At 60.2% G+C, this 20,211-nt stretch carries 20 protein-coding genes and 1 riboswitch; of the genes, 12 read left to right on the top strand and 8 right to left on the bottom strand.

Annotated elements, in window-relative coordinates:
• Positions 1-62 precede the first annotated feature (62 nt).
• From dinF to C7I36_RS09170, 6 genes are all read left to right on the top strand, one after another.
• Entirely contained in the window at positions 63-1,373 is a 1,311-nt protein-coding gene (gene dinF, locus C7I36_RS09145; RefSeq protein ID WP_245880083.1) for an MATE family efflux transporter DinF, read from the top strand.
• Positions 1,374-1,378: 5 nt separating this feature from the next.
• The gene (locus C7I36_RS09150) at positions 1,379-1,852 is read left to right on the top strand and encodes a tRNA (cytidine(34)-2'-O)-methyltransferase (protein WP_106453433.1); all 474 of its coding nucleotides are present in this window, start codon (positions 1,379-1,381) and stop codon (positions 1,850-1,852) included.
• 112 nt (positions 1,853-1,964) lie between these two features.
• Positions 1,965-2,255, top strand: coding sequence for a hypothetical protein (locus C7I36_RS09155; RefSeq protein WP_106453412.1), 291 nt, complete (start codon positions 1,965-1,967; stop codon positions 2,253-2,255).
• 108 nt (positions 2,256-2,363) lie between these two features.
• The gene (gene fieF / locus C7I36_RS09160; protein ID WP_106453413.1) at positions 2,364-3,293 is read left to right on the top strand and encodes a cation efflux pump FieF; all 930 of its coding nucleotides are present in this window, start codon (positions 2,364-2,366) and stop codon (positions 3,291-3,293) included.
• Positions 3,294-3,296: 3 nt separating this feature from the next.
• The gene (cysE, locus tag C7I36_RS09165) at positions 3,297-4,079 is read left to right on the top strand and encodes a serine O-acetyltransferase (RefSeq protein WP_106453414.1); all 783 of its coding nucleotides are present in this window, start codon (positions 3,297-3,299) and stop codon (positions 4,077-4,079) included.
• A gap of 148 nt (positions 4,080-4,227) precedes the next feature.
• Complete coding sequence (locus C7I36_RS09170; RefSeq protein WP_106453415.1) at positions 4,228-4,437, top strand: cell division protein ZapB; 210 nt, start codon at positions 4,228-4,230, stop codon at positions 4,435-4,437.
• 56 nt (positions 4,438-4,493) lie between these two features.
• On the opposite strand, the gene rraA is transcribed toward C7I36_RS09170, so the two are convergent.
• From rraA to argS, 5 genes are all read right to left on the bottom strand, one after another.
• A complete protein-coding gene (gene rraA, locus C7I36_RS09175) occupies positions 4,494-4,979 on the bottom strand; it encodes a ribonuclease E activity regulator RraA (protein WP_106453416.1) in 486 nt (161 codons plus the stop codon).
• 96 nt (positions 4,980-5,075) lie between these two features.
• Complete coding sequence (hslU, locus tag C7I36_RS09180; protein WP_106453417.1) at positions 5,076-6,404, bottom strand: ATP-dependent protease ATPase subunit HslU; 1,329 nt, start codon at positions 6,402-6,404, stop codon at positions 5,076-5,078.
• A 27-nt stretch (positions 6,405-6,431) separates the two neighbouring features.
• Entirely contained in the window at positions 6,432-6,962 is a 531-nt protein-coding gene (hslV, locus tag C7I36_RS09185) for an ATP-dependent protease subunit HslV (protein WP_106453418.1), read from the bottom strand.
• Between the two features lie 81 nt (positions 6,963-7,043).
• Entirely contained in the window at positions 7,044-7,625 is a 582-nt protein-coding gene (locus C7I36_RS09190; RefSeq protein WP_106453419.1) for an SPOR domain-containing protein, read from the bottom strand.
• 3 nt (positions 7,626-7,628) lie between these two features.
• Positions 7,629-9,383 (bottom strand): arginine--tRNA ligase, encoded by a 1,755-nt coding sequence (gene argS, locus C7I36_RS09195; protein ID WP_106453420.1) that lies wholly within the window; start codon positions 9,381-9,383, stop codon positions 7,629-7,631.
• A gap of 169 nt (positions 9,384-9,552) precedes the next feature.
• On the opposite strand from argS, the gene C7I36_RS09200 reads away from it, so the two are divergent.
• Positions 9,553-10,140, top strand: coding sequence for an LON peptidase substrate-binding domain-containing protein (locus C7I36_RS09200; RefSeq protein WP_106453421.1), 588 nt, complete (start codon positions 9,553-9,555; stop codon positions 10,138-10,140).
• 3 nt (positions 10,141-10,143) lie between these two features.
• Here C7I36_RS09200 and priA read toward each other — a convergent pair whose 3' ends face one another.
• On the bottom strand, positions 10,144-12,339 hold the full coding sequence (gene priA, locus C7I36_RS09205) for a primosomal protein N' (RefSeq protein ID WP_106453422.1): 2,196 nt from the start codon (positions 12,337-12,339) through the stop codon (positions 10,144-10,146).
• A gap of 138 nt (positions 12,340-12,477) precedes the next feature.
• Between priA and rpmE the strand changes: the two genes are divergently transcribed.
• From rpmE to C7I36_RS09220, 3 genes are all read left to right on the top strand, one after another.
• Positions 12,478-12,693, top strand: coding sequence for a 50S ribosomal protein L31 (gene rpmE / locus C7I36_RS09210; protein WP_014291179.1), 216 nt, complete (start codon positions 12,478-12,480; stop codon positions 12,691-12,693).
• Positions 12,694-12,821: 128 nt separating this feature from the next.
• A complete protein-coding gene (locus tag C7I36_RS09215) occupies positions 12,822-13,544 on the top strand; it encodes a thermonuclease family protein (protein WP_181256333.1) in 723 nt (240 codons plus the stop codon).
• 121 nt (positions 13,545-13,665) lie between these two features.
• Positions 13,666-14,910, top strand: coding sequence for a malic enzyme-like NAD(P)-binding protein (locus tag C7I36_RS09220; RefSeq protein ID WP_106453424.1), 1,245 nt, complete (start codon positions 13,666-13,668; stop codon positions 14,908-14,910).
• A 46-nt stretch (positions 14,911-14,956) separates the two neighbouring features.
• Here C7I36_RS09220 and trmA read toward each other — a convergent pair whose 3' ends face one another.
• On the bottom strand, positions 14,957-16,054 hold the full coding sequence (trmA, locus tag C7I36_RS09225) for a tRNA (uridine(54)-C5)-methyltransferase TrmA (protein WP_106453425.1): 1,098 nt from the start codon (positions 16,052-16,054) through the stop codon (positions 14,957-14,959).
• A gap of 135 nt (positions 16,055-16,189) precedes the next feature.
• A riboswitch (cobalamin riboswitch) is annotated at positions 16,190-16,387 on the top strand.
• A 34-nt stretch (positions 16,388-16,421) separates the two neighbouring features.
• Here trmA and C7I36_RS09230 point away from each other — a divergent pair.
• Both C7I36_RS09230 and murI read left to right on the top strand, forming a co-directional pair.
• On the top strand, positions 16,422-18,242 hold the full coding sequence (locus C7I36_RS09230) for a TonB-dependent receptor domain-containing protein (protein ID WP_106453426.1): 1,821 nt from the start codon (positions 16,422-16,424) through the stop codon (positions 18,240-18,242).
• 81 nt (positions 18,243-18,323) lie between these two features.
• Positions 18,324-19,136, top strand: a complete 813-nt coding sequence (murI, locus tag C7I36_RS09235) for a glutamate racemase (RefSeq protein WP_106453427.1) — start codon at positions 18,324-18,326, stop codon at positions 19,134-19,136.
• On the opposite strand, the gene C7I36_RS09240 is transcribed toward murI, so the two are convergent.
• A complete protein-coding gene (locus C7I36_RS09240; protein WP_106453428.1) occupies positions 19,127-19,591 on the bottom strand; it encodes an RNA recognition motif domain-containing protein in 465 nt (154 codons plus the stop codon). The two genes, murI and C7I36_RS09240, sit on opposite strands and share 10 nt — an antisense overlap.
• Positions 19,592-20,211: the final 620 nt, after the last annotated feature.

Here is a 20,211-nt window from a genome sequence, read left to right on the forward strand (position 1 = left end):
GCATTACGGCATTGAATTCGCTGCTTCACGCCGCCAGGCATCGCCAGGTGTTTGCCCTGGCCATGCCCATGGTGCTGTCCAACATCACGGTTCCCCTGCTTGGCCTGGTGGATACCGTGGTGATTGGCCACCTGGCCGAGGCCTATTACCTGGGCGGGGTGGCCATGGGCGCCACGCTGATCAGCCTGTTGTTCTGGCTGCTCGGCTTTTTACGGATGTCGACCACCGGGCTGGCAGCCCAGGCTTTTGGCGCCGATGACGGCCAGCGCCTGCTGCGGGTGCTGGCCCGGGCCCTGTTGCTGGCCTGGGGGTTGGCACTGCTGGTGCTGGCCCTGCATCGGCCGTTGACCGAACTGGCGTTTTATCTGGCCGGCGGCAGCGATGAGGTCCAGCATTATGGCCGCGAATATGTCATGGTGCGGATCTGGAGTGCTCCGGCGGCGCTGACCAACCTGGTCCTGCTGGGCTGGTTGCTGGGCAACCAGGATGCCCGCGCTCCCATGTGGTTGTTGATCCTCGGTAATGGCGTCAACATCCTGCTCGATATCTGGTTCGTGATGGGACTGGGCTGGCAGGTGAAGGGCGCGGCGGCGGCCTCCGTACTGGCGGATTATGTGGCCACCCTGTTGGGGGCCTGGCTGGTCTGGCGAACCCTGCGCCGGCGCCAGTTGGTGCCGGCGGCGGGATTCTGGCGGGCCCTGTGTCATCGGGCTGCCCTGCGCCGCCTGTTGGGGCTCAACCGGGATATTTTTATCCGCGCGCTCTGCCTGCAGCTGACCTTTGCCTTTATGACCTTCCAGGCGGCCCGGCTGGGGGACGCCGTAGTGGCCGCCAACGCCGTGCTGATGAACTTCCTGATGTTTATTTCCTACGGTCTGGATGGCTTTGCCTATGCGGTGGAGGCCATGGTGGGCAAGGCCGTGGGGCAGGGCGGACGCCGGCGCTTTCGGCTGGCCTGCGGGCTCAACCTGTTCTGGGGAGCCGTGGTGGCGGTGTTGTTTGCGCTGCTGTTCGCCCTGGCCGGCGAGGCGATGATAGTGCGTATCACCAGTATCGATGTGGTTCGCGAGCAGGCATTCCGCTATCTGCCCTGGCTGGTGGCGATGCCCCTGGTCGCCTGCTGGTGCTTTATTCTCGACGGCATCTTCATCGGCACCACCCGGGGGCGGGAAATGCGCGATATGATGCTGATCTCCACCCTGGGGGTCTTTTTCCCGGTCTGGTGGCTGGCCCAGCCCCTCGGCAACCACGGGCTCTGGCTGGCGATGCTGTGCTTTATGGCGGCGAGGGGCCTGACCCTGGGCTGGGCCTGGTGGCGGCTGGACGGCAAGGGACATTTTTACCGCGCGGTGCGCGCAGACGGAGAAAGTTGACCAATATGTTTGATATTGCGCTCTACGAGCCGGAAATTGCACCCAATACCGGCAACATCATGCGTTTGGTGCGTAATAACGGCTGCCGTTTGCACCTCATCGAGCCGCTCGGTTTTTCCCTGGAAGAAAAAAAACTGCGCCGGGCGGGCCTGGATTATGCCGATTTCGGCCGTATCCGGGTGCACCCGGATTACCCGGCCTTTCTGGCCCAGGTGGCCGGGCGGCGTATCTTCGCCTGCACCACCAAGGGCAGCCGGCATTACCACCAGGTCGATTACCGGCCTGGCGATGTGCTGTTGTTCGGCCCGGAAACCCGCGGCCTGCCGCCCGAGGTGCTGGCCGCGGTGGCGGCGGAATGCCGTATCCGCATTCCCATGCAGCCGGACAGCCGCAGCCTCAACCTGTCCAATGCGGTGGCGGTGATCAGCTACGAAGCCTGGCGCCAGCAGGACTTTGCCGGTGCCTTGGGGGACGGTTAGGCGAGCTGGTTATTTCACACATAAAAATGGATCCTCATTGATTATTTATTGAACGGTGCAGGCTGTTCTACACTGGTGGCGGGAGGAAGCGGCCAGCAGGAGGATGACGGCCATGTTGAACAGACAGTGCGATTACGTGCTGACGGGCGAAAGCCCTGTGCACGCTCATATAGTGGTGAACCCGACCGGGTGGCTGGAGGTGGAGATCGCGGAGCGCGGGCAGTGTTTCGTTGCCGAGCTGGACAAGGTCTTTTTCCGGCGCGGCGAGCAGGGCATGCAGTTGGTGTGCGAATGCGCCGCCCGGCAGGTCAGTCTCTCCCTGGAGAGCCAGGATGCGTTTGAATTGTACCGTATGATTGACGATGCCCGCCAGGAACTGGAATGCCTGATGTGCGATCTTTGAGCCGGCCGGTGCCCGACCTGTCCCGGGCCGGCGGAGTAAAGGCGGGGCGGGCTCACATTCGACGGACGGCGGCGCTATACTAGGCCAAACTCCCTTACCGGCCACCCCATGTCCCATTCCTATTCCCGTTTGGTTACCACCGCCGCCATAGCGGCGTCGGTGGTGGCTGGACTGATGATCCTGGCCAAGTTGCTGGCCTGGTTTTACACCGGTTCGGCCAGCATGCTGGCTTCCCTTACCGATTCCCTGCTCGATATCAGCGCATCGCTGATCAATCTGATGGCCATCCGCTATGCCCTGGTGCCTCCGGATCGGGACCACAGGTTTGGCCATGGCAAGGCCGAATCCCTGGCCGGGCTGGCCCAGTCGGCCTTTATCAGCGGTTCGGCCATTTTCCTGATCATCAATGGCATTTCCCGCCTGTTGAATGCCCAGGAGGTTACCCACGCCGGCCTCGGTGTCTGGGTCATGCTGTTTTCCCTGGTGCTCACCATCGGCCTGGTAATGTTTCAGGGCTATGTGATCAGGCGTACCCACTCGGTAGCGATCCGCGCGGATCAACTGCATTATCGTTCGGATATTCTGCTCAATATTGGGGTGCTACTGGCCATTGCCCTGGCCTGGCATGGCTGGCATTGGGCCGATGGTGCCTTTGCCGTGTTGATCGGTGGCTATATCCTTAAGGGGGCGCTGAAAATCGGTTACGATTCGGTGCAGATGCTGCTCGACAGGCAGTTGCCGGAAGAAGAGCAAAGGCGCATTATGGACACCTGCCTGGCGGTAGAGGGGGTACGCGGCCTGCATGAACTGCGTACCCGGCAGTCGGGACCGACCCGCTTTATCCAGCTGCACCTGGAGCTGGATGATCAATTGCCCCTGGTGAAGGCACACCGTATCGCCGACCAGGCCGAGCGGGAGCTGCGCGGGCTGTTTCCCGATACCGATGTCATTATCCATATGGACCCTGTCTCGGTCGTGCCCCGTGAGGCCCGCTCTCAGCATATGAACGAACATCCATTTACAGCAAACAAGGTTTAACCCATGGAAGACGGTATTCAGTCCAGAACCTGGCAGCGCATTCGCGAAGAAGCCCAGCGCATGATCGCGGAAGAGCCGATGCTCGGCAGCTTCTTCTATTCCACCATTCTCAACCACGACTCGCTCAAGTGTGCGCTGAGTTTTATCCTGTCCAACAAGCTGGAAAGCTCGGTGATGCCCGCCATTTCCCTGCGTGAGATCATTGAGGTCGCGCTGGAGGAGGAGCCGGCCATCCTGGACATGGTCGCCATGGATATCTGCGCGGTGCAGGAACGGGACCCCGCAGTCGAGCTGTTTTCCACTCCCCTGCTTTACCTCAAAGGGTTTCATGCCCTGCAGGGGTATCGCATCGCCAACTGGCTGTGGCGCCATGGCCGTCGTTCCCTGGCCACTTACCTGCAAAACCAGATTTCGGTGGTGTTCGGCGTTGACGTGCACCCGGCGGCGCGCATCGGCAAGGGCATCATGTTCGACCACGCCACCGGCATAGTGGTGGGCGAAACCGCGGTGATCGAAGACGATGTTTCCATTTTGCAAAGCGTGACCCTGGGCGGGACCGGCAAGGAAGGCGGCGATCGTCATCCCAAGATCCGGGAAGGCGTGATGATTGGTGCCGGCGCCAAGATCCTGGGCAATATCGAGGTGGGCGAGGGGGCCAAAATTGGCGCCGGCAGTGTGGTGCTGGAGCCGGTTCCGGCCCACACCACGGTGGCCGGAGTGCCGGCCAAGGTGGTGGGGCGGCCCGACTGCGCCAAGCCCTCCCTCGACATGAGCCAGAACGTCTGAGGCGGGATTGGGCATGACGCAGCCGGCGCAAATAAGCCGCAATCGGGCGTGGTGTGCCGGCGGCGGCTTGTCGTCCGCCGGCCGCCGGGGTATGCTCGGGCGCTGAGGGGCCTGAAGGCCAGACAACAACGATGTTAGGGGTTAGCGCATGTCTTTTGATGTACTGGAAAAACTGGAAGCCAAGATCCAAGCGGCGGTCGACACCATTTCCCTGCTGCAGATGGAGGTGGAAGAACTGAAAGAACAGAATGGCCGGCTGGGTGACGAAAACCAGCAACTGAAGCAACAGCACGATGCCTGGCAGGAACGCCTGAAGGTGCTTCTGGGCAAGATTGACCAGGTTGAAGAAAACGTCTGAATTCAGACGGCGCAAACGAACAACGCCGGCGAATGCCGGCGTTGTTGTGTTCGGTGTTACTCTATGTCCAGGGACTCGGGCGACAGTATGATGCCGGTGGTATCGGCGTAGAGATGGTCTTCGGGCAGGAAGGTGACGCCGCCGAAGTTGACCGGTATATCCCGCTCGCCAATTTCGTTGTCGTCGGCGCCGACCGGGATCGAGGCCAGGGCCTGGATGCCGATATCCAACTCCTCCAGGGTATCCACTTCTCTTACGCAGCCATAGCAGACAATGCCTTCCCAGCCGTTTTCCGCCGCCGTTTCGGCGATATCGGCATCGATCAGTGCCCGGCGCAACGAGCCGCCGCCATCGATCAGCAATACCCGGCCCACGCCGTTCTCCTTGACCGCCTCCCGGATCAGCCCGTTGGCCTCGAAGCACTTGATGGTGGAAACGACGCCGCCAAAGGAGCTGCGGCCGCCGAAGCTGGAGAACATGGGCTCGACGACGTCGACCATGTCCATATAGGTATCGCACAGTTCAGAAGTATTGTATTCCATGGAGTCAGCCACATCTGGAAACAAGGTAACCTCAGTATAAAGAGGCGGGAGCGGTTTTCAATCACAATAATGTGACCGCTCCCGTTATTGGCGGGATCAGAGGATAAAGCGGCTCAGATCCTCGTCTTCGACCAGGTTCTTGAGGTAACGGTCCACATAGTCGGCGTCGATGGTGACGGTTTCGCCGGATTTGTCGGATGCTTCATAGGACAGCTCGTCCAGCAGCCGCTCCATCACGGTGTGCAGGCGGCGGGCGCCGATATTTTCGGTGGTTTCGTTGACCCGCCAGGCCGCTTCCGCCAGGCGGCGGATACCGTCCCGGGTAAATTCGACGCTGACGTTTTCGGTGGCCAGCAGGGCCTTGTATTGCTCGGTGAGCGAGGCGCTGGGCTCGGTGAGGATGCGCTCGAAGTCGTCCGTGGTCAGGGAGTTCAGCTCCACCCGGATTGGCAACCGGCCCTGCAGCTCGGGGATTAAATCCGAGGGCTTGGCCACCTGGAAGGCGCCTGAGGCCACAAACAACATGTGGTCGGTACGCACCATGCCGTGCTTGGTATTGACGGTGCAGCCCTCCACCAACGGCAGCAGATCCCGCTGTACCCCTTCCCGGGATACGTCGGGGCCCGAACTTTCGCCACGCTTGCAGATTTTGTCGATCTCGTCGATGAACACTATGCCCTGGTTTTCCACCGCGGCGATGGCCTGCTCCTTCAGTTCTTCCGGGTTGAGCAGCTTGGCCGCCTCTTCTTCCACCAGCAGTTTGAGCGCATCCTTGATCTTCATTTTGCGCTGCTTGCTGGTGTTGCCGGACAGGTTCTGGAACATGCTCTGCAACTGGTTGGTCATCTCCTCCATACCAGGGGGAGCCATGATTTCCACCCCCATTTGCGGCGCCGAGACATTGATTTCAATCTCTTTATCGTCGAGCTGGCCCTCGCGCAGTTTCTTGCGGAAAATCTGCCGGCTGTTGCTGTTGTCGGCCTTTTCTTCCTCGCCCCAGGTGTTGCGCGGGTTGGGCAGCAGGGCATCGAGGATGCGCTCTTCCGCCGCTTCCTCGGCCCGGTGACGGAATTTTTCCATCTGCTGCTCGCGGGTCATCTTCATGGCGATGTCGGTCAGATCCCGGATGATGGAGTCCACTTCCTTGCCGACATAGCCGACTTCGGTGAACTTGGTCGCTTCCACCTTGATGAAGGGCGCATTCGCCAGCTTGGCCAGGCGGCGGGCAATTTCGGTCTTGCCCACCCCGGTCGGGCCTATCATCAGGATGTTCTTGGGGGTGACTTCCTGGCGCAGCTCGGGCTGGAGCTGCATGCGCCGCCAGCGGTTGCGCAGGGCGATGGCCACGGCGCGCTTGGCCTCGGACTGGCCGACGATGTGGCGGTCCAGCTCATGGACGATTTCTCTCGGGGTCATTTCAGACATAATCAAATCCTGTCAGTCGGGTCCGCATCAATGGCTGTAGTCGAGCTCTTCGATGGTCTGGTTGCGGTTGGTGTAGACGCAGATGTCGCCGGCGATGGTGAGTGCCTTTTCGACGATGTCGCGGGCTTCCAGTTCGGTGTTTTCCAGCAGGGCGCGGGCGGCGGACTGGGCAAAGGCGCCGCCGGAGCCGATGGCGATCAGGTCCTGTTCGGGCTGTACCACATCGCCATTGCCGGTGATGATAAAGGAGTGTTTGTCGTCGGCTACCGCCAGCAGGGCTTCCAGGCGGCGCAGGGTTCTGTCGGTCCGCCAGTCCTTGGCCAGGGCCACGGCGGCGCGCTCCAGGTTGCCCTGGTGGGCCTGCAGCTTGGCTTCAAACCGTTCCAGCAGGGTAAAGGCATCGGCGGTACCACCGGCAAAACCGGCCAGCACCTTGCCGTTGAACAGGCGGTGCACCTTGCGGGCGTTGCCTTTCATCACGGTGTTGCCCAGGGAAACCTGGCCATCGCCACCGATCACTACCTTGCCGTTACGGCGAACTGAAACGATTGTTGTCACTGTGAACCTCACTCGACGGTGTAGCCGGCCGGGCCGGCAAGAATGTCATGTCCACAGTAATGGGGGCGCCGGGGCGGGACTTCAACCCTGGCGGACCACGCAATCGGTGTTGAGCCGGCTCATCTTGTGCTTGTCCTGCTCGGCAGCCCGCTGGCTCGGGTAGGGCCCCATGATGACCCTGTACCAGATGCCGTTGCTGCCTTCGCTGCGGCGCACTTCCGAGGCCAGCCCCTGGAAGGCAATGCGGGCCTTGAGCTGCTCTGCCTGGTCGGCGGAGCGGAACGAACCGCATTGCATCACATAGCTCTTGGCCGGCTCCGGTGCCGGCTTGTTGCGCTCATCGGCGGGCTTGGGCACATCGACGATGATTTCCTTGTTTTCCAGCTGTTCGATGTAGCGCCACTTCTCCACCGGCTTTTGATCGATGGGATTGACCGGCGCGCCCTGCTGTGCAGCGGCGGGGGCAGAGGCTGGTGGCGCCGGCGGGGGAGCGGCCGAGCCCTTGATCAGGAGGATCAGGTAGCCAAGGCCGCCCAGCAGCGCCAGCGCCAGTATCAGGGCCAGCCAGGGAATGCGCCGCTCCGGGGCCCGGGCCCGGCCGCCGGCGCGGGAGCCGCGGCTGGTTTTTTGGGACTTGCTGCGACGGACGTAATCCCTGGCCATGGATTACATCCGCTCCAGGGTGTCGATGCCGAGCAGGGACAGGCCAAGCTCGAGCACCCGGGCGGTGGCGGCGCACAGGCGCAGCCGGCTGGCACGTTCGGCGGTGGTCACCCCGTCCTTGTTGATGGGGCAGGCTTCGTAGAAGCTCATAAAGGCGCCGGACAGTTCGTAAAGATAGAGGCACAGCAGGTGCGGCATGCCCTTGTCGGCCACGGCGCGGACGGTGTCGTTGAACTGCACCAGTTTCTGGGCCAGGGCTTCTTCCGCCGGTGCCTGTATGTGCACCCTGCCGTCCAGCCCGGCGGCGGTTACGCCGGCCTTGCGGAAAATGGACTGCACCCGGGTGTATGCATACTGCAGGTAGGGGGCGGTGTTGCCCTCGAAGGACAGCATGTTGTCCCAGTCGAAGATGTAGTCGGTGGTGCGGCTCTTGGAGAGATCGGCGTATTTTACCGCGGCCATCGCCACCCGGTTGACGATACGGGCCTTTTCCTCGTCGTCAAGGTCGGTCTGTTTCTGGGCCAGCAGGGCGGCGGCGCGCTCTTCTGCCTCGTCGAGCAGATCCACCAGTTTGATGGTGCCGCCGGAACGGGTTTTGAAGGGGCGGCCGTCCTTGCCCAGCATCATGCCAAAGGCGTGGTGTTCCAGGCTGACGGTTTCCGGCACATAGCCCGCCCGGCGCACTATGCTCCAGGCCTGCATCAGGTGCTGGTGCTGGCGGGAGTCGATGAAGTACAGCACCCGGTCGGCGCCCAGCCGCTCGTAGCGGTACTTGGCGCAGGCAATATCGGTGGTGGTGTAGAGGTAGCCACCATCCTTCTTGCGGATGATGACGCCCATGGGGTCGCCGTCCTTGTTCTTGTATTCGTCCAGGTAAACGACGATGGCGCCGTCGTCTTCCACTGCCAGGCCCTGTTGCTGCAGATCGGCGACGATGTCTGCCAGCATGGGGTTGTACATGCTTTCGCCCATCACGTCCGCCGGGCTCAGGGAGACGTTGAGCCGGTCGTAGACCTGCTGGTTGTGCTGCAAGGTGATGTCCACCAGCTTCTGCCACATGTTCAGGCAGTAATCATCGCCGCCCTGCAGGCGCACCACATAGTTGCGCGCACGTTCGGCAAAATCCGGGTCGGCGTCGTACTGCTGTTTGGACTCCCGGTAAAACTGCTCGAGATCCGACAGGCCGGAGGACAGCACCTCGGGGTTCTGTTTTTCCAGCGCCTCCAGGTGGGCGATCAGCATGCCGAACTGGGTACCCCAGTCGCCGATATGGTTGGCGCGGATCACCTGGTGGCCGAGGAATTCGAGGGTACGCACCACGGCATCGCCGATGATGGTGGAGCGCAGGTGGCCCACGTGCATTTCCTTGGCCACGTTGGGGGCGGAGTAGTCCACCACCACCGTCTGCGGCTGCTCGGCGGTTGCGACACCGGCACGGGCGTCGGCCACCATGGCGTCGATTTGGCGGGCCAGCCAGTTGCTGTCGAGGAAGAAGTTGATAAAGCCGGGGCCGGCCAGCTCGGTTTTGGCCACCAGCTCGGAGGCGGGCAGGTTGTCCACCAGCAGTTGGGCCAGGGCCCGGGGATTTTGTCCGGCGGGTTTGGCCAGCAGCAGGGCCAGGTTGGTGGCCAGATCTCCGTGGGCCTTGTCTTTGGTGCGGTCAACCTGGATGCGGGGCTCCAGCTCGGCGGGCAGTTTGCCTTGTTGTTGCAGGGTTGAGACCGTTTGCTCAAGCAGGGCTTGAATATGTTCTTTCATTGTCAGTTCACCAAAATTAAGACAAGGTCGGAGATAACCTGGGGGGCACAAATTCTACTCATAACGGGCCCAGAAAACTACCGTCGAGGGTCGGGGGCGGCCCCGATTGAAAGCGGCGCCAGCAAAAACGGGTCTGTTGTTACAGATAGTGAACGGCAGGAAACCCGCTATGAAACTGGCCTTGTTACCGCTGACGCTGCACCTGATGCCCGGAGGCCGGGTGCCGCTGCGCATCTTTGAACCCCGCTATCTGCGCATGGTGGCGCAGGCCGGTCGCCATGGTCTTGGTTTCGGTATCGGCATGCTCGACGAGGGCGAAGAGGAAGGCGGCGACTTGTTTGCACTCGGCACCCGGGTCCGGATAGTGGATTTCTATACCCTGGACGACGGCCTGCTGGGGATCACGGTCGAAGCCACCGAACGCTTTCGTATCCTCGGGCTGGAGCGTGAGCAAGACGGCCTGTTGCAGGCCGAGGTCGCATTGCTCGATAACTGGGATCCCTGCGCCCTTTCCCCTACCGAGCAGGTGCTGGCCGACAAGCTGCGGGAGGTGTTCGATGAATATCCCGAGCTGGCCGAGTTGCATCCCGTGCCCCGCTGGCAGGATGCCGCCTGGATCGCCCAGCGCTGGCTGGAGGTACTGCCGATCCGTGGTCATTACACCCAGCAATTGATGGCCGAACGCAACTGCCGGCCGGCGTTGGCCTTCCTGATGTCGATGCTCAGGCCCGATCCCCAGAGCGGCCCGTGCCACTGAGCCCTACCATAATTCCTGCGGATCCATGTCCAGCGACCAGCGCACCTTGCGGGCCGCGGGCAGGGTGTCGATGATGGCCAGGGCCCGCCGGCAGGCCAGGGCCAGCTCCCGCCGCTGGTCCGACTGCAACAGCAACTGATAACGATATTGGCCGGCCTTGCGTTCCATCTGGGCGCTGAAAGGACCCAGGCACAGCACGGCGGCGGGCAGTTGGGGATGCAACTGCTGGGTCAGGTGCTGCAGAAAAGCCTGGCAGGCGGCTTGTTGTGGAGCCTGGCAGCGGAACAGGGCCTGGAAGCTGAACGGTGGCAGCCCGGCCCGCCGGCGTTCGGCCAGGGCGGTATGGGCAAAATGATGGTAACCCTGGTTGGCCAGATCCTGCAGCAGGGCGTGATCCGGGTGGTGGGTCTGCAGGATCACCCGTCCCGGCTTGCTGGCCCGGCCGGCCCGGCCGGCCACCTGGATATAGAGCTGGGCGAATCGTTCCGTGGCGCGAAAATCGCCGGCAAAAAGCGCGCCGTCCACATCCAGCATGGCCACCAGGGTGACGTCGGGGAAATGATGGCCTTTGGCCAGCATCTGGGTGCCGATGAGGATTTGGTATTTGCCGGCGCGGATGCCGTCCAGGTGCTGTTCGAAGCTGCCTTTGCGGCGGGTGTTGTCCCGATCGATACGGATGGTGCTGTACTGGGGAAACAGCCCGGTCAGGGCCTGCTCCACCTGCTCGGTACCCAGCCCGGTGCCGAGCAACTGGTTGCCGCCGCACTGAGGGCAGGCCGGCGGCAGTGGGCGCTGGTGGTCGCAGTGGTGGCAGTGCAGGCGCTGGCGGCTTTTGTGCCAGGTATAGTGGGCGTCGCAGCGCTCGCAGTCGGCCAGCCAGCCGCAGTCATGGCACAGCAGAACGGGAGCATAGCCGCGCCGGTTGAGGAATAGCATCACCTGGTTGCCCCCGGCCAGCTCTTGCTCCATCAGGGCCAGCAACTGGGGCGACAGGCCAGCCTGCAACTGCACGTGTTTGCTGTCGAGCAAACGGTGCTCGGCAGTGGTGGCCCCGGCCGGGCGCTGGCTGAGGGTCAGCAGGCGGTACTTGCCACTGGCCGCGTTGTGCAGGCTCTCAAAGCTCGGGGTCGCCGATCCGAGCAGGATGGGAATGTCCTGCTGGCGCGCCCGCAGCAGGGCCAGATCCCGGGCGTGGTAGCGGAAGCCGTCCTGTTGTTTGAAGGAAGCGTCGTGTTCCTCGTCGATGATGATCAGCCCCAGCCATTGAAAGGGGGTCAACAGGGCGGAGCGGGTGCCGATCACAATGGCGGCGCTGCCGTCCCGGCACGACAGCCAGGCATCGAGCCGCTCCCGCTCGCTCAGTGCCGAGTGCAGGGTACAGATCGGTAGTCCGAAGCGGCGCTGGAAGCGGGCTATGGTCTGGGGGGTGAGGCCGATTTCCGGCACCATCACCAGTACCTGGCGGCCGCTGGCCAGGACCGGCTCCATCGCCTGCAGATAGACTTCGGTCTTGCCCGAGCCGGTGATGCCCTCCAGTAAAAAGGGGCTGAAGCCGCTGGCCTGCTGCACCAGGCTGACCGCCAGGGCCTGCTCCGTGGTCAGCCTTGGCCTTTCTTCCTGCGGACCGGGAGGCGGTGAGCGCCAGTCCCGGGGTTCGGGAAGATGCTCCCGCTTTTCGGCCAGAGCGTTCTTGGCCAGGTTGGCCAGCACGGTGCCGGCGATACCCCGGGCGGCCAGTTCGCCCTGGGTCATGGGGCCGTTGGCCAGCAGTTCCAGCGCCTGGCGCTGCCGTATCGCCTGGGCCGGCGGAGCCCGGTCGGATGCCAGCCGGTGCCAGTATTCAAGCCTGCGGTAAGCGGCGGCTTCCCCCTTGCGCAGCAGGGTCGGCAGGGCCTGGAAGTACACCTCGCCCGGCGGATGCAGATAGTAGCGGGCGGCCCAGTTGAGCAGGCGCAATTCGGCCGGTCCGAGCACCGGCGCGGCGTCTATCCGGCACTCCACCGGCTTGATTTTGGCGGTATCGATATCCGGGTCCGACGGATGGCCAACCACCAGGGCGACCAGCTTGCGGTTGCCGAAGGGCACCCAAACCCGGCAGCCGGGCTCGGGCAGGGGCAGCGGGCACAGATAATCAAATTCCCGCCGCAGCGGAACCGGCAAAACCACCCTCACCAGGCCATGCCCGGACGGTATCGACATTGCTGTTTTTTCCCCCGCTTTTTCTTGCCTGCAAAAAGGCGATCCTATATGATTCGCACCCTTCACAAAACGTGTATCACTCGTGTGGTGTCTGGCTCAGGATCAGATAGCGACACGGCCTACTGACAGAGGTTGTCCATGAAACAAGGTATCCATCCGGAATACAAAGAAATTGTTGCCAAATGTTCTTGCGGTAACGAGATCAAGACCCGCTCTACCCTGGGCCACGATCTGAACCTGGACGTTTGCTCCGCCTGCCACCCCTTCTTCACCGGCAAGCAGAAGATCGTTGATACCGGCGGCCGTGTTGATCGCTTCAACAAGCGTTTCGGCGTGCTGGGCAGCAAAAAATAAGCTGTCGCGATCTCCACAAAAAAGCGCCTACGGGCGCTTTTTTGTTGCCTGCAATACTTGCCGGCGAACCCATTCCCGCCCATGGTTAGCGTTATTAACCTCCTTGCCTCCTGTTTATGTGGCCATGGTTGTGGTTTCTACTGCTTGTTAGCCTTTCCGTCCTCGGCAATGACTGCCCTCGGCTGCATCAGCATGAAACCGTAACTGTCCGGAAAATTCTGGATGGTGACACCATCCTTTTGATGGATGGCCGAGTAATTCGCTTTATCGGCATTGACACCCCGGAATTAAACAAACACCGTTCGGCAGCGGCCGAAGACGGAGCCCTCGCCGCTGCCCGGTGGTTGGCCAAGAAAATCGAAAAAGGGAGTCGATTGAAACTGGTTTTTGGGCCGGAAAGGCGTGATGATTATGGCCGACTGCTGGCTCACCCACTTACCGGAGACGGCAGGCTGTTGGTTGCCAGCATGCTGGCTGCCGGCCTGGGGGAGTTGCTCCTGCTCCCGCCCAATACGGCGTATTGGCCTTGCCTGCTGGCGGCCGAGCAAGCGGCTCGCCGGCAACGGCTGGGAGTATGGAGTCAGCCACTGGAAGCGCGTCCCGTCGGGGGCGGTATCCAGCGGTTACGGGTTCGGGTGCAAGACGTCCGGTGGCGTGGTGACAGGGTCATATTGCACCTGCAAGGGGGCGGCCGGGCGCTCAGTGGCAATCGTTTGCCCGCCGCTGACCGGCAGGCTCTGGCCCATGTTGGCGCCGGTGACTGGCTGTTTTTGCGGGGGTGGGTGCAACATCAGGAGCCGGGATGGCAGCTGTGGCTTAACCATCCCTGGCAGTTCTACCGAGAAAAATAACTGGATCGGACTGGGCAAGGTGAAATAAGTTGATTATTATCACATTGTATAAACATTGTGGTAAACTTGTTCACAGTGTAATCGTAAAAATGTCAACAATCGCATCAGGGTACTCGCAGAAATGACCGATTTTCGTCAAAAAGCGCTCGACTATCATGCTTTCCCCAAGCCGGGCAAGATATCCGTAGAAATCAGCAAACCAGCCGAAACCGCCAAGGATCTGGCCCTGGCCTACAGCCCCGGTGTCGCCGAGCCGGTGCGTGAAATTGCCGCCGATCCCGAAAACGCCTACAAATATACCGCCAAAGGTAACCTGGTGGCGGTGATCAGCAACGGCACGGCCATTCTGGGGCTGGGCAACCTGGGCCCGCTGGCGTCCAAGCCGGTGATGGAAGGCAAGGCCCTGTTGTTCAAGCGCTTCGCCGGCCTTGACTCCATTGACATCGAAGTCAAACACCGCACCACCGAAGAATTCATCCAGACCGTGGCGGCCATTGCCGACACTTTCGGCGGTATCAACCTGGAAGACATCAAGGCGCCCGAGTGCTTCGAAATTGAAAAGGCCCTGATTGAGCGCTGCAATGTGCCGGTATTCCATGATGACCAGCACGGCACCGCCATTGTGACCGCCGCCGGTATGCTCAACGCGCTGGAAATCCAGGGCAAGGACATTGCCGACTCGCGCATCGTGTGCATGGGCGCCGGCGCCGCCGCCGTGGCCTGTATGGAGCTGCTGATCAAGTGCGGCGCCCAGCGTGAAAACATCTACATGCTGGATCGCAACGGCGTTATCCACACTCGTCGCGACGATCTCAACGAATACAAGGCGTTGTTTGCCAACAATACCGACAAACGCACCCTGGAAGACGTCATCACCGACGCCGATGTGTTCGTCGGCGTGTCCGGCCCGGACGTGCTGCCGGCCGAGGCTGTGGCCATGATGGCGGAAAAGCCGGTGATCTTCGCCTGCTCCAACCCGGATCCGGAAATCAAGCCCGAGCTGGCTCATTCCGTGCGCCAGGATCTGGTGATGGGAACCGGTCGCTCCGACTATCCCAACCAGGTCAACAACGTGCTTTGCTTCCCCTTTATCTTCCGCGGTGCCCTGGACGTGCGGGCTTCCTGCATCAACGATGTGATGAAAGTGGCGGCGGTGGAAGCCATCCGCGGTCTGGCCAAGGAGCCGGTGCCCCGGGAAGTGCTGGCCGCCGCAGGGGTGGAAGCCCTGGAGTTTGGCAAGGACTATGTGATCCCCAAGCCGATGGATCCGCGCCTGCTGCCGCGCGTGGCCCGCGCCGTGGCCGTGGCTGCGGTCGAGTCCGGCGTGGCCCGTATCGAACTGCCCGCCAACTATATGCTGGACTGAATCAGGGTCCGCTAATGAAAAGGGGAGCTTCGGCTCCCCTTTTGCGTTATGACTTGCGGGTCAGGTAAACCCCGGCTTCCATATGATGGGTATAAGGGAACTGGTCGAACAGGGCGAAGCGGCTGATCCGGTGCGTGCCGGCCAGGCTATCCAGGTTCTGGCGCAGGGTGTCCGGGTTGCAGGAAATATAGACGATATTGTCGTATTCCTGCACCAGGCGCAGGGTATCCTCGTCCAGGCCGGCCCGGGGCGGATCCACCAGTATGGTGTTGCAGTGATAGCTGGGCAGATCGATGCCCTGCAGACGGCGGAACTCGCGCACACCGCGCATGGCCTGGGTGAACTCTTCCGCCGACATCCGCAGTATGGCCACGTTATCGATGCCGTTGGCGGCGATGTTGTACTGGGCCGATCTGACCGAAGAGCTGGAAATCTCGGTGGCCAGCACCCGGCGGAAGTTGGCGGCAAGGGCGAGGGAAAAGTTGCCGTTGCCGCAGTAGAGCTCGAGCAGATCGCCCGCGGCACCCCGGGTGACATCCAGGGCCCAGGCCAGCATCTGTTCGTTCATGCCGGCATTGGGCTGGGTAAAGCTGTTTTCCACCTGCTGGTAGACCAGCTCCCGGCCTGCCACCTGCAGCTTCTCCACCACATAATCGCGCTCTACCACCCACTTTTGCTTTTTGGCCCGACCGATAATGTGGGCCGCCACGCCCTGGCTGTTCAGGGTGTGGCGCAGGCTCTGGACGGCGGCGTGCCAGTCCTCGTCCAACTGGCGATGGTAGAGCAGGCTGATCACCAGCTCGCCGCTGAGCGAGGAGAGAAAATCCACCTGAAACAGCTTGCGGCGCAGTGCGGGCACCGGCCGCATGGCCTCCAGCAACAACGGCATGGCCTTGTTGATCAGCAAAGAGGCGGCGGGGAAGCGGTCTACCCGGTATTTCTGCTTGCTGGCCTGATCGAACATGATGTAGTAGAGGTCGTCGCCCTCATGCCATACCCTAAACTCGGCCCGCATCCGGTAATGCGCAGGGGCGGAAGCAAATACCTCCAGTGCCGGCGGGGCGAAACCGGCAAACTCCCGGCGCAGGCGTTCGGCCTTTTCGTCCAGTTGGCGAGTGTAGTGGGGGATATCGAGGTGGGTCATGATCGGGCTCCTGTACGGCGAGCCGCCGATTCTAAGGACTCTGGTCCGTTTGTCCAGTTTGTGGACATCCTGGAACAGTATGGCCATCCAGCATTCTTTATGGCTGTTTTTCATATACAGTCCGGGAGGCTTTCCCTATAATGCCCGCACTTTGGTGCCGACAGGCGTAAACGGGAATCCGGTGCAAATCCGGAGCTGGCGCGCAGCGGTAAGAAGGAACGAAAGCGACACGGGCAACGCCCAGGCACTGCCGCAAGGTGGGAAGCCGTCGCCGTAGGTGGGCAACAGCCCGAGCCCTCAAGCCCGAATACCTGCCAAAGAGAGAGCCACAGGCCCGCGGGCCTCACTACGCGAACTAGGGAAGAACATGTCCAGAAAGCTGTTGGCAGCCGCACTGCTGCCATGGGCCGCCTTTGCCCAGAATTCAACCGACACCACCTCCATTACCATTTACAACCGGGTAGAGCAGCCGCTGACCAGCGCCCTGGCGCCGGTGGAAGTGATCACCAAGGCCGATATCGAACGCCGCCAGCCCCGCTCGCTGGTCGACTTGCTGGAAACCCTGCCGGGTATGCAGTTTGGTACTCAAAACGGCGGCATTGGTCAGCAGACCAGTTTGTTTGTACGTGGTACCGAGTCCGATCATGTGCTGGTGCTGCTGAATGGCCGCCCGATGGCACAAATGGTGAATTCGAACGTCGATTTCAGTCAGTTGCCGGTCAACAACGTGGAGCGCATCGAATACATTCGCGGTCCCCGTGCCGCCATTTACGGCTCCCGTGCCATTGGTGGCGTGGTCAATATCATCACCACTTCGAAAGTAAACAGTGCTCAGGTGGGTGTGACCACCGGCAGCAACGACTACTATGCCGCCGATGTGTCCATCAACCAGTGGGTCACCAATGCCACCCGGCTGCAGCTGGCCACCGGCTACCGGGAAACCCGGGGCTATGATGTGGTGCCTGACAACAGTCAGCCTGACCGCGATGGCTTTGACAGCAAAAACCTGACGCTGGGTATGGAACATCAGCTGGATCAGAACTGGACGTTGGATGCCAACCTTAATGCTTGGGAAAATAATCTGGAATATGATTATTATGAGCCAGACTTTGGTTTTCCTGGCTCTGACAGCAGTAATACCAAAGCGTATCAAGTTGATACTGGTCTGCGCTATCAGGACGAACAGTTAGTTGGCCAGCTTAATGCCAGTTATGGCGAATTTAAGTCCGAGGACTGGAACAAAAGTGATGGGCAGCATACTGCCGATATTGCCAACACCGCCACCACCCGGGTTGATGGCCTGATTCAGTATTATTATGCCGAGCAGGCCTACGTTTTAACTGGTATGGATTGGCAACAAGATCGTTTGTTATCCAGAAGCACAAGTTTTACGGCGCCAGATCGTGATAATACCGGTTTATTTGTCTCTGCTTACCAGACGTGGTCACCGCTTACTCTTGAGTTGACTGGCCGTGTGGATGATAACGAACAGTTCGGAACTCATGGTACTTGGCAAAGCGCTTTGTCACTTGAGCTTCCTGAAGGGCATAAGGCAATACTTAGTTACGGTACCGCCTTTAGAGCTCCAAGCTTTACTGATTTATATTATCCTAAACATCCGGTTTGGGGTGGTGGTAACCCAGAGCTTAATCCAGAAACATCTAAAAACTGGGAGTTGGGATTTTCCGGTGATTATAATCTGATTGATTGGCAGTTAAACTTTTATCGTAATGAAGTTGATAATATGATTGTCAATTATGAAAACTCAACAGAAAATGTTGATACTCTCATCAGAGGGGCTGAGCTTGTTGTTAAGGCTGATACTGGGGCTGTGCATCATACTCTCATATATGAATATACTAATGCTAAGAGCATCAAGGATGCTAAGCAGCTAAATCGTCGTGCCAAGCGCAAGGCCAGCTGGACCGGTGATATCGACGTGGCTAAAGCAAATTTGTTTGCGCAAGTAATATATGTTGGCGAAAGAAATGATATTCACCACGTGAGTTATGAAGATATTGTTATGCCTTCCTACACCCTCTGGAATATCGGTGCCCGTTACCCGCTGACCCAAAACCTGACCCTGAACGGCAAGATCAATAACCTGTTCGACAAGGACTACCAGGTGGTCTCCGGCTACGATACCCCCGGCATGGAGTTCTACCTCGGCGCCGACTATCGCTTCTGACCCTCAAGCCGGCCCTTGCGCCGGCTTTTTCATCCTCGCGTTTGGCGCTATCATGGCGCCCTTGCACAGTGAGGGCGGTCCGTGGCATCCATTCTTCTTTTCGACTCCGGCGTAGGCGGTCTCTCTGTTTACCGGGAGATCCACAAGGCCTTGCCGGGGCAGCATTACTTTTACCTGTTTGATAACGCCTTTTTTCCTTACGGGGAACTGAGCGAGCCGCAGCTGGTTGCCCGGGTCGAGCAACTGTTTGCCGATTTTTGTGCCCGTCATCGTGTGGATATTGCCGTTATTGCCTGCAATACCGCCAGTACCCATGTCTTGCCGGCCCTGCGCCGCCTGTTGTCCATTCCGGTAGTGGGGGTGGTTCCTGCCATCAAGCCGGCTGCCGAGCACAGCCGGCGTTATGGGCGGGGGCGGGTTGGCCTGCTGGCGACCCCCGGTACCGTCTCCCGTCGTTATACCGCCGACCTGATCCGGGATTTTGCGGCCGATCTCGACGTGTCGCTGATTGGAACCTCCGACCTGGTCAGAATGGCCGAAGAAAAGGTATCGGGTAAAAGGGTGGATCTGGCCCGGCTGGCTGAGGTGCTGGCTCCCTGGCGGTCGGCCAACGGACCGGATACGGTGGTGCTGGGATGCACCCATTTCCCGTTGCTGTTGGAAGAATTGCAGCAACTGCTGCCCGGAGTCACTTTTGTTGATTCCGGCGCCGCCATTGCCCGTCGGGTTGGTGCCCTGCTGGCGTCGGGCGTTACCCATGGCGAGACTACAGACCCTGCACCTTCGACAGCCTTGTTTTGTACCCGCCTGAACGACAGGGCCAGAGCCCAGGCGCGTATTTTTGAACATGAAGGGCTGGGGCCATTGCGGCTGTTCGAGCCCGGTCACTCCTGATCGGCATCTTCTTCCTTGCGTTCATTCGCTTCCCTGACTTTAAGTGTCCGTTGTTGAAATTCGGTATCGTTCAGGGCCTGCTGGGCTGCGGTTGCGGCATCGGATGGCATTTCCACAAAACCAAAGCCCCGCCGCTTACCGGTGTTTTTGTCCTTCATCAGTCTGACCGAAACGACCTGGCCAAATGGTTCGAACAGTTCCCTGACCGAGGCCTCATTGGCACGGTAGGGCAGGTTGCCCACATAAAGGGTCGTAGTGGGGAGCTCTGCCGGCGGTGCAGGCGCAGCTTTGGTAACCAAAGTAGTGATAACGCCTCCCAGTAACAGGCCGGCGGCAAACATCAGCGCAGGTGAAAGCTGCAGGCCGCTCAGAGCAACGGCAATGTAGCCGGCCACTGCCAGCAGCAGGGCAAAGGCAGGATAAGGAAGGCGAAAGGGGGAACGGGAAGTCTTCATCGGCGATCAGATCCTGGATAAGTAAAAGGCTCGGGTTCGTTGTCGTGTTGACACGGAACCTGTCTTCAACAGCATAGCGCCTAATGCCGGGGAAAGTCGGGCTACCTGGACGGCAGACGTGGTAACTGTGATCCAGGCAGACTTTGAGGTGTTTGTTTTTTGCGCGATTTAATGCGGTTATGGTCCCGGGGTGTTGATAATCTTGTAGATAACCTGTGTTTTTGCTGGGTTAATCGGCATTCGGTGCTTGGGGCGACGTTTTTCACCAAAAAGCCCTTGCGCAAAAAGCGCGGCTCCCTATAATGCGCATCCACTGACACGGGGCAACACGCCAACGGTCACAAGAGTTGAAAGAAAACAAAATAACGTTTCAATCAGCACTTGACGAACACCAAGGATTGCGTAGAATACGCAGCCCTGACCCGATAACGGTCAACGCTCTTTAACAATCTATCAAGCAAACTGTGTGGGCACTCGCAGTCGATTGGGAAACAAAAAATACTGTTTTTCAATGATTTGTGAAGTGCACTAGTAATAGCAGCAATTCAGATATTCATTGAGCCTCAAATCTTTAATTGAAGAGTTTGATCATGGCTCAGATTGAACGCTGGCGGCAGGCC

This window comes from Zobellella taiwanensis, from assembly GCF_003012795.1.
In the GTDB taxonomy this organism is placed as follows: Bacteria; Pseudomonadota; Gammaproteobacteria; order Enterobacterales; family Aeromonadaceae; genus Oceanimonas; species Oceanimonas taiwanensis.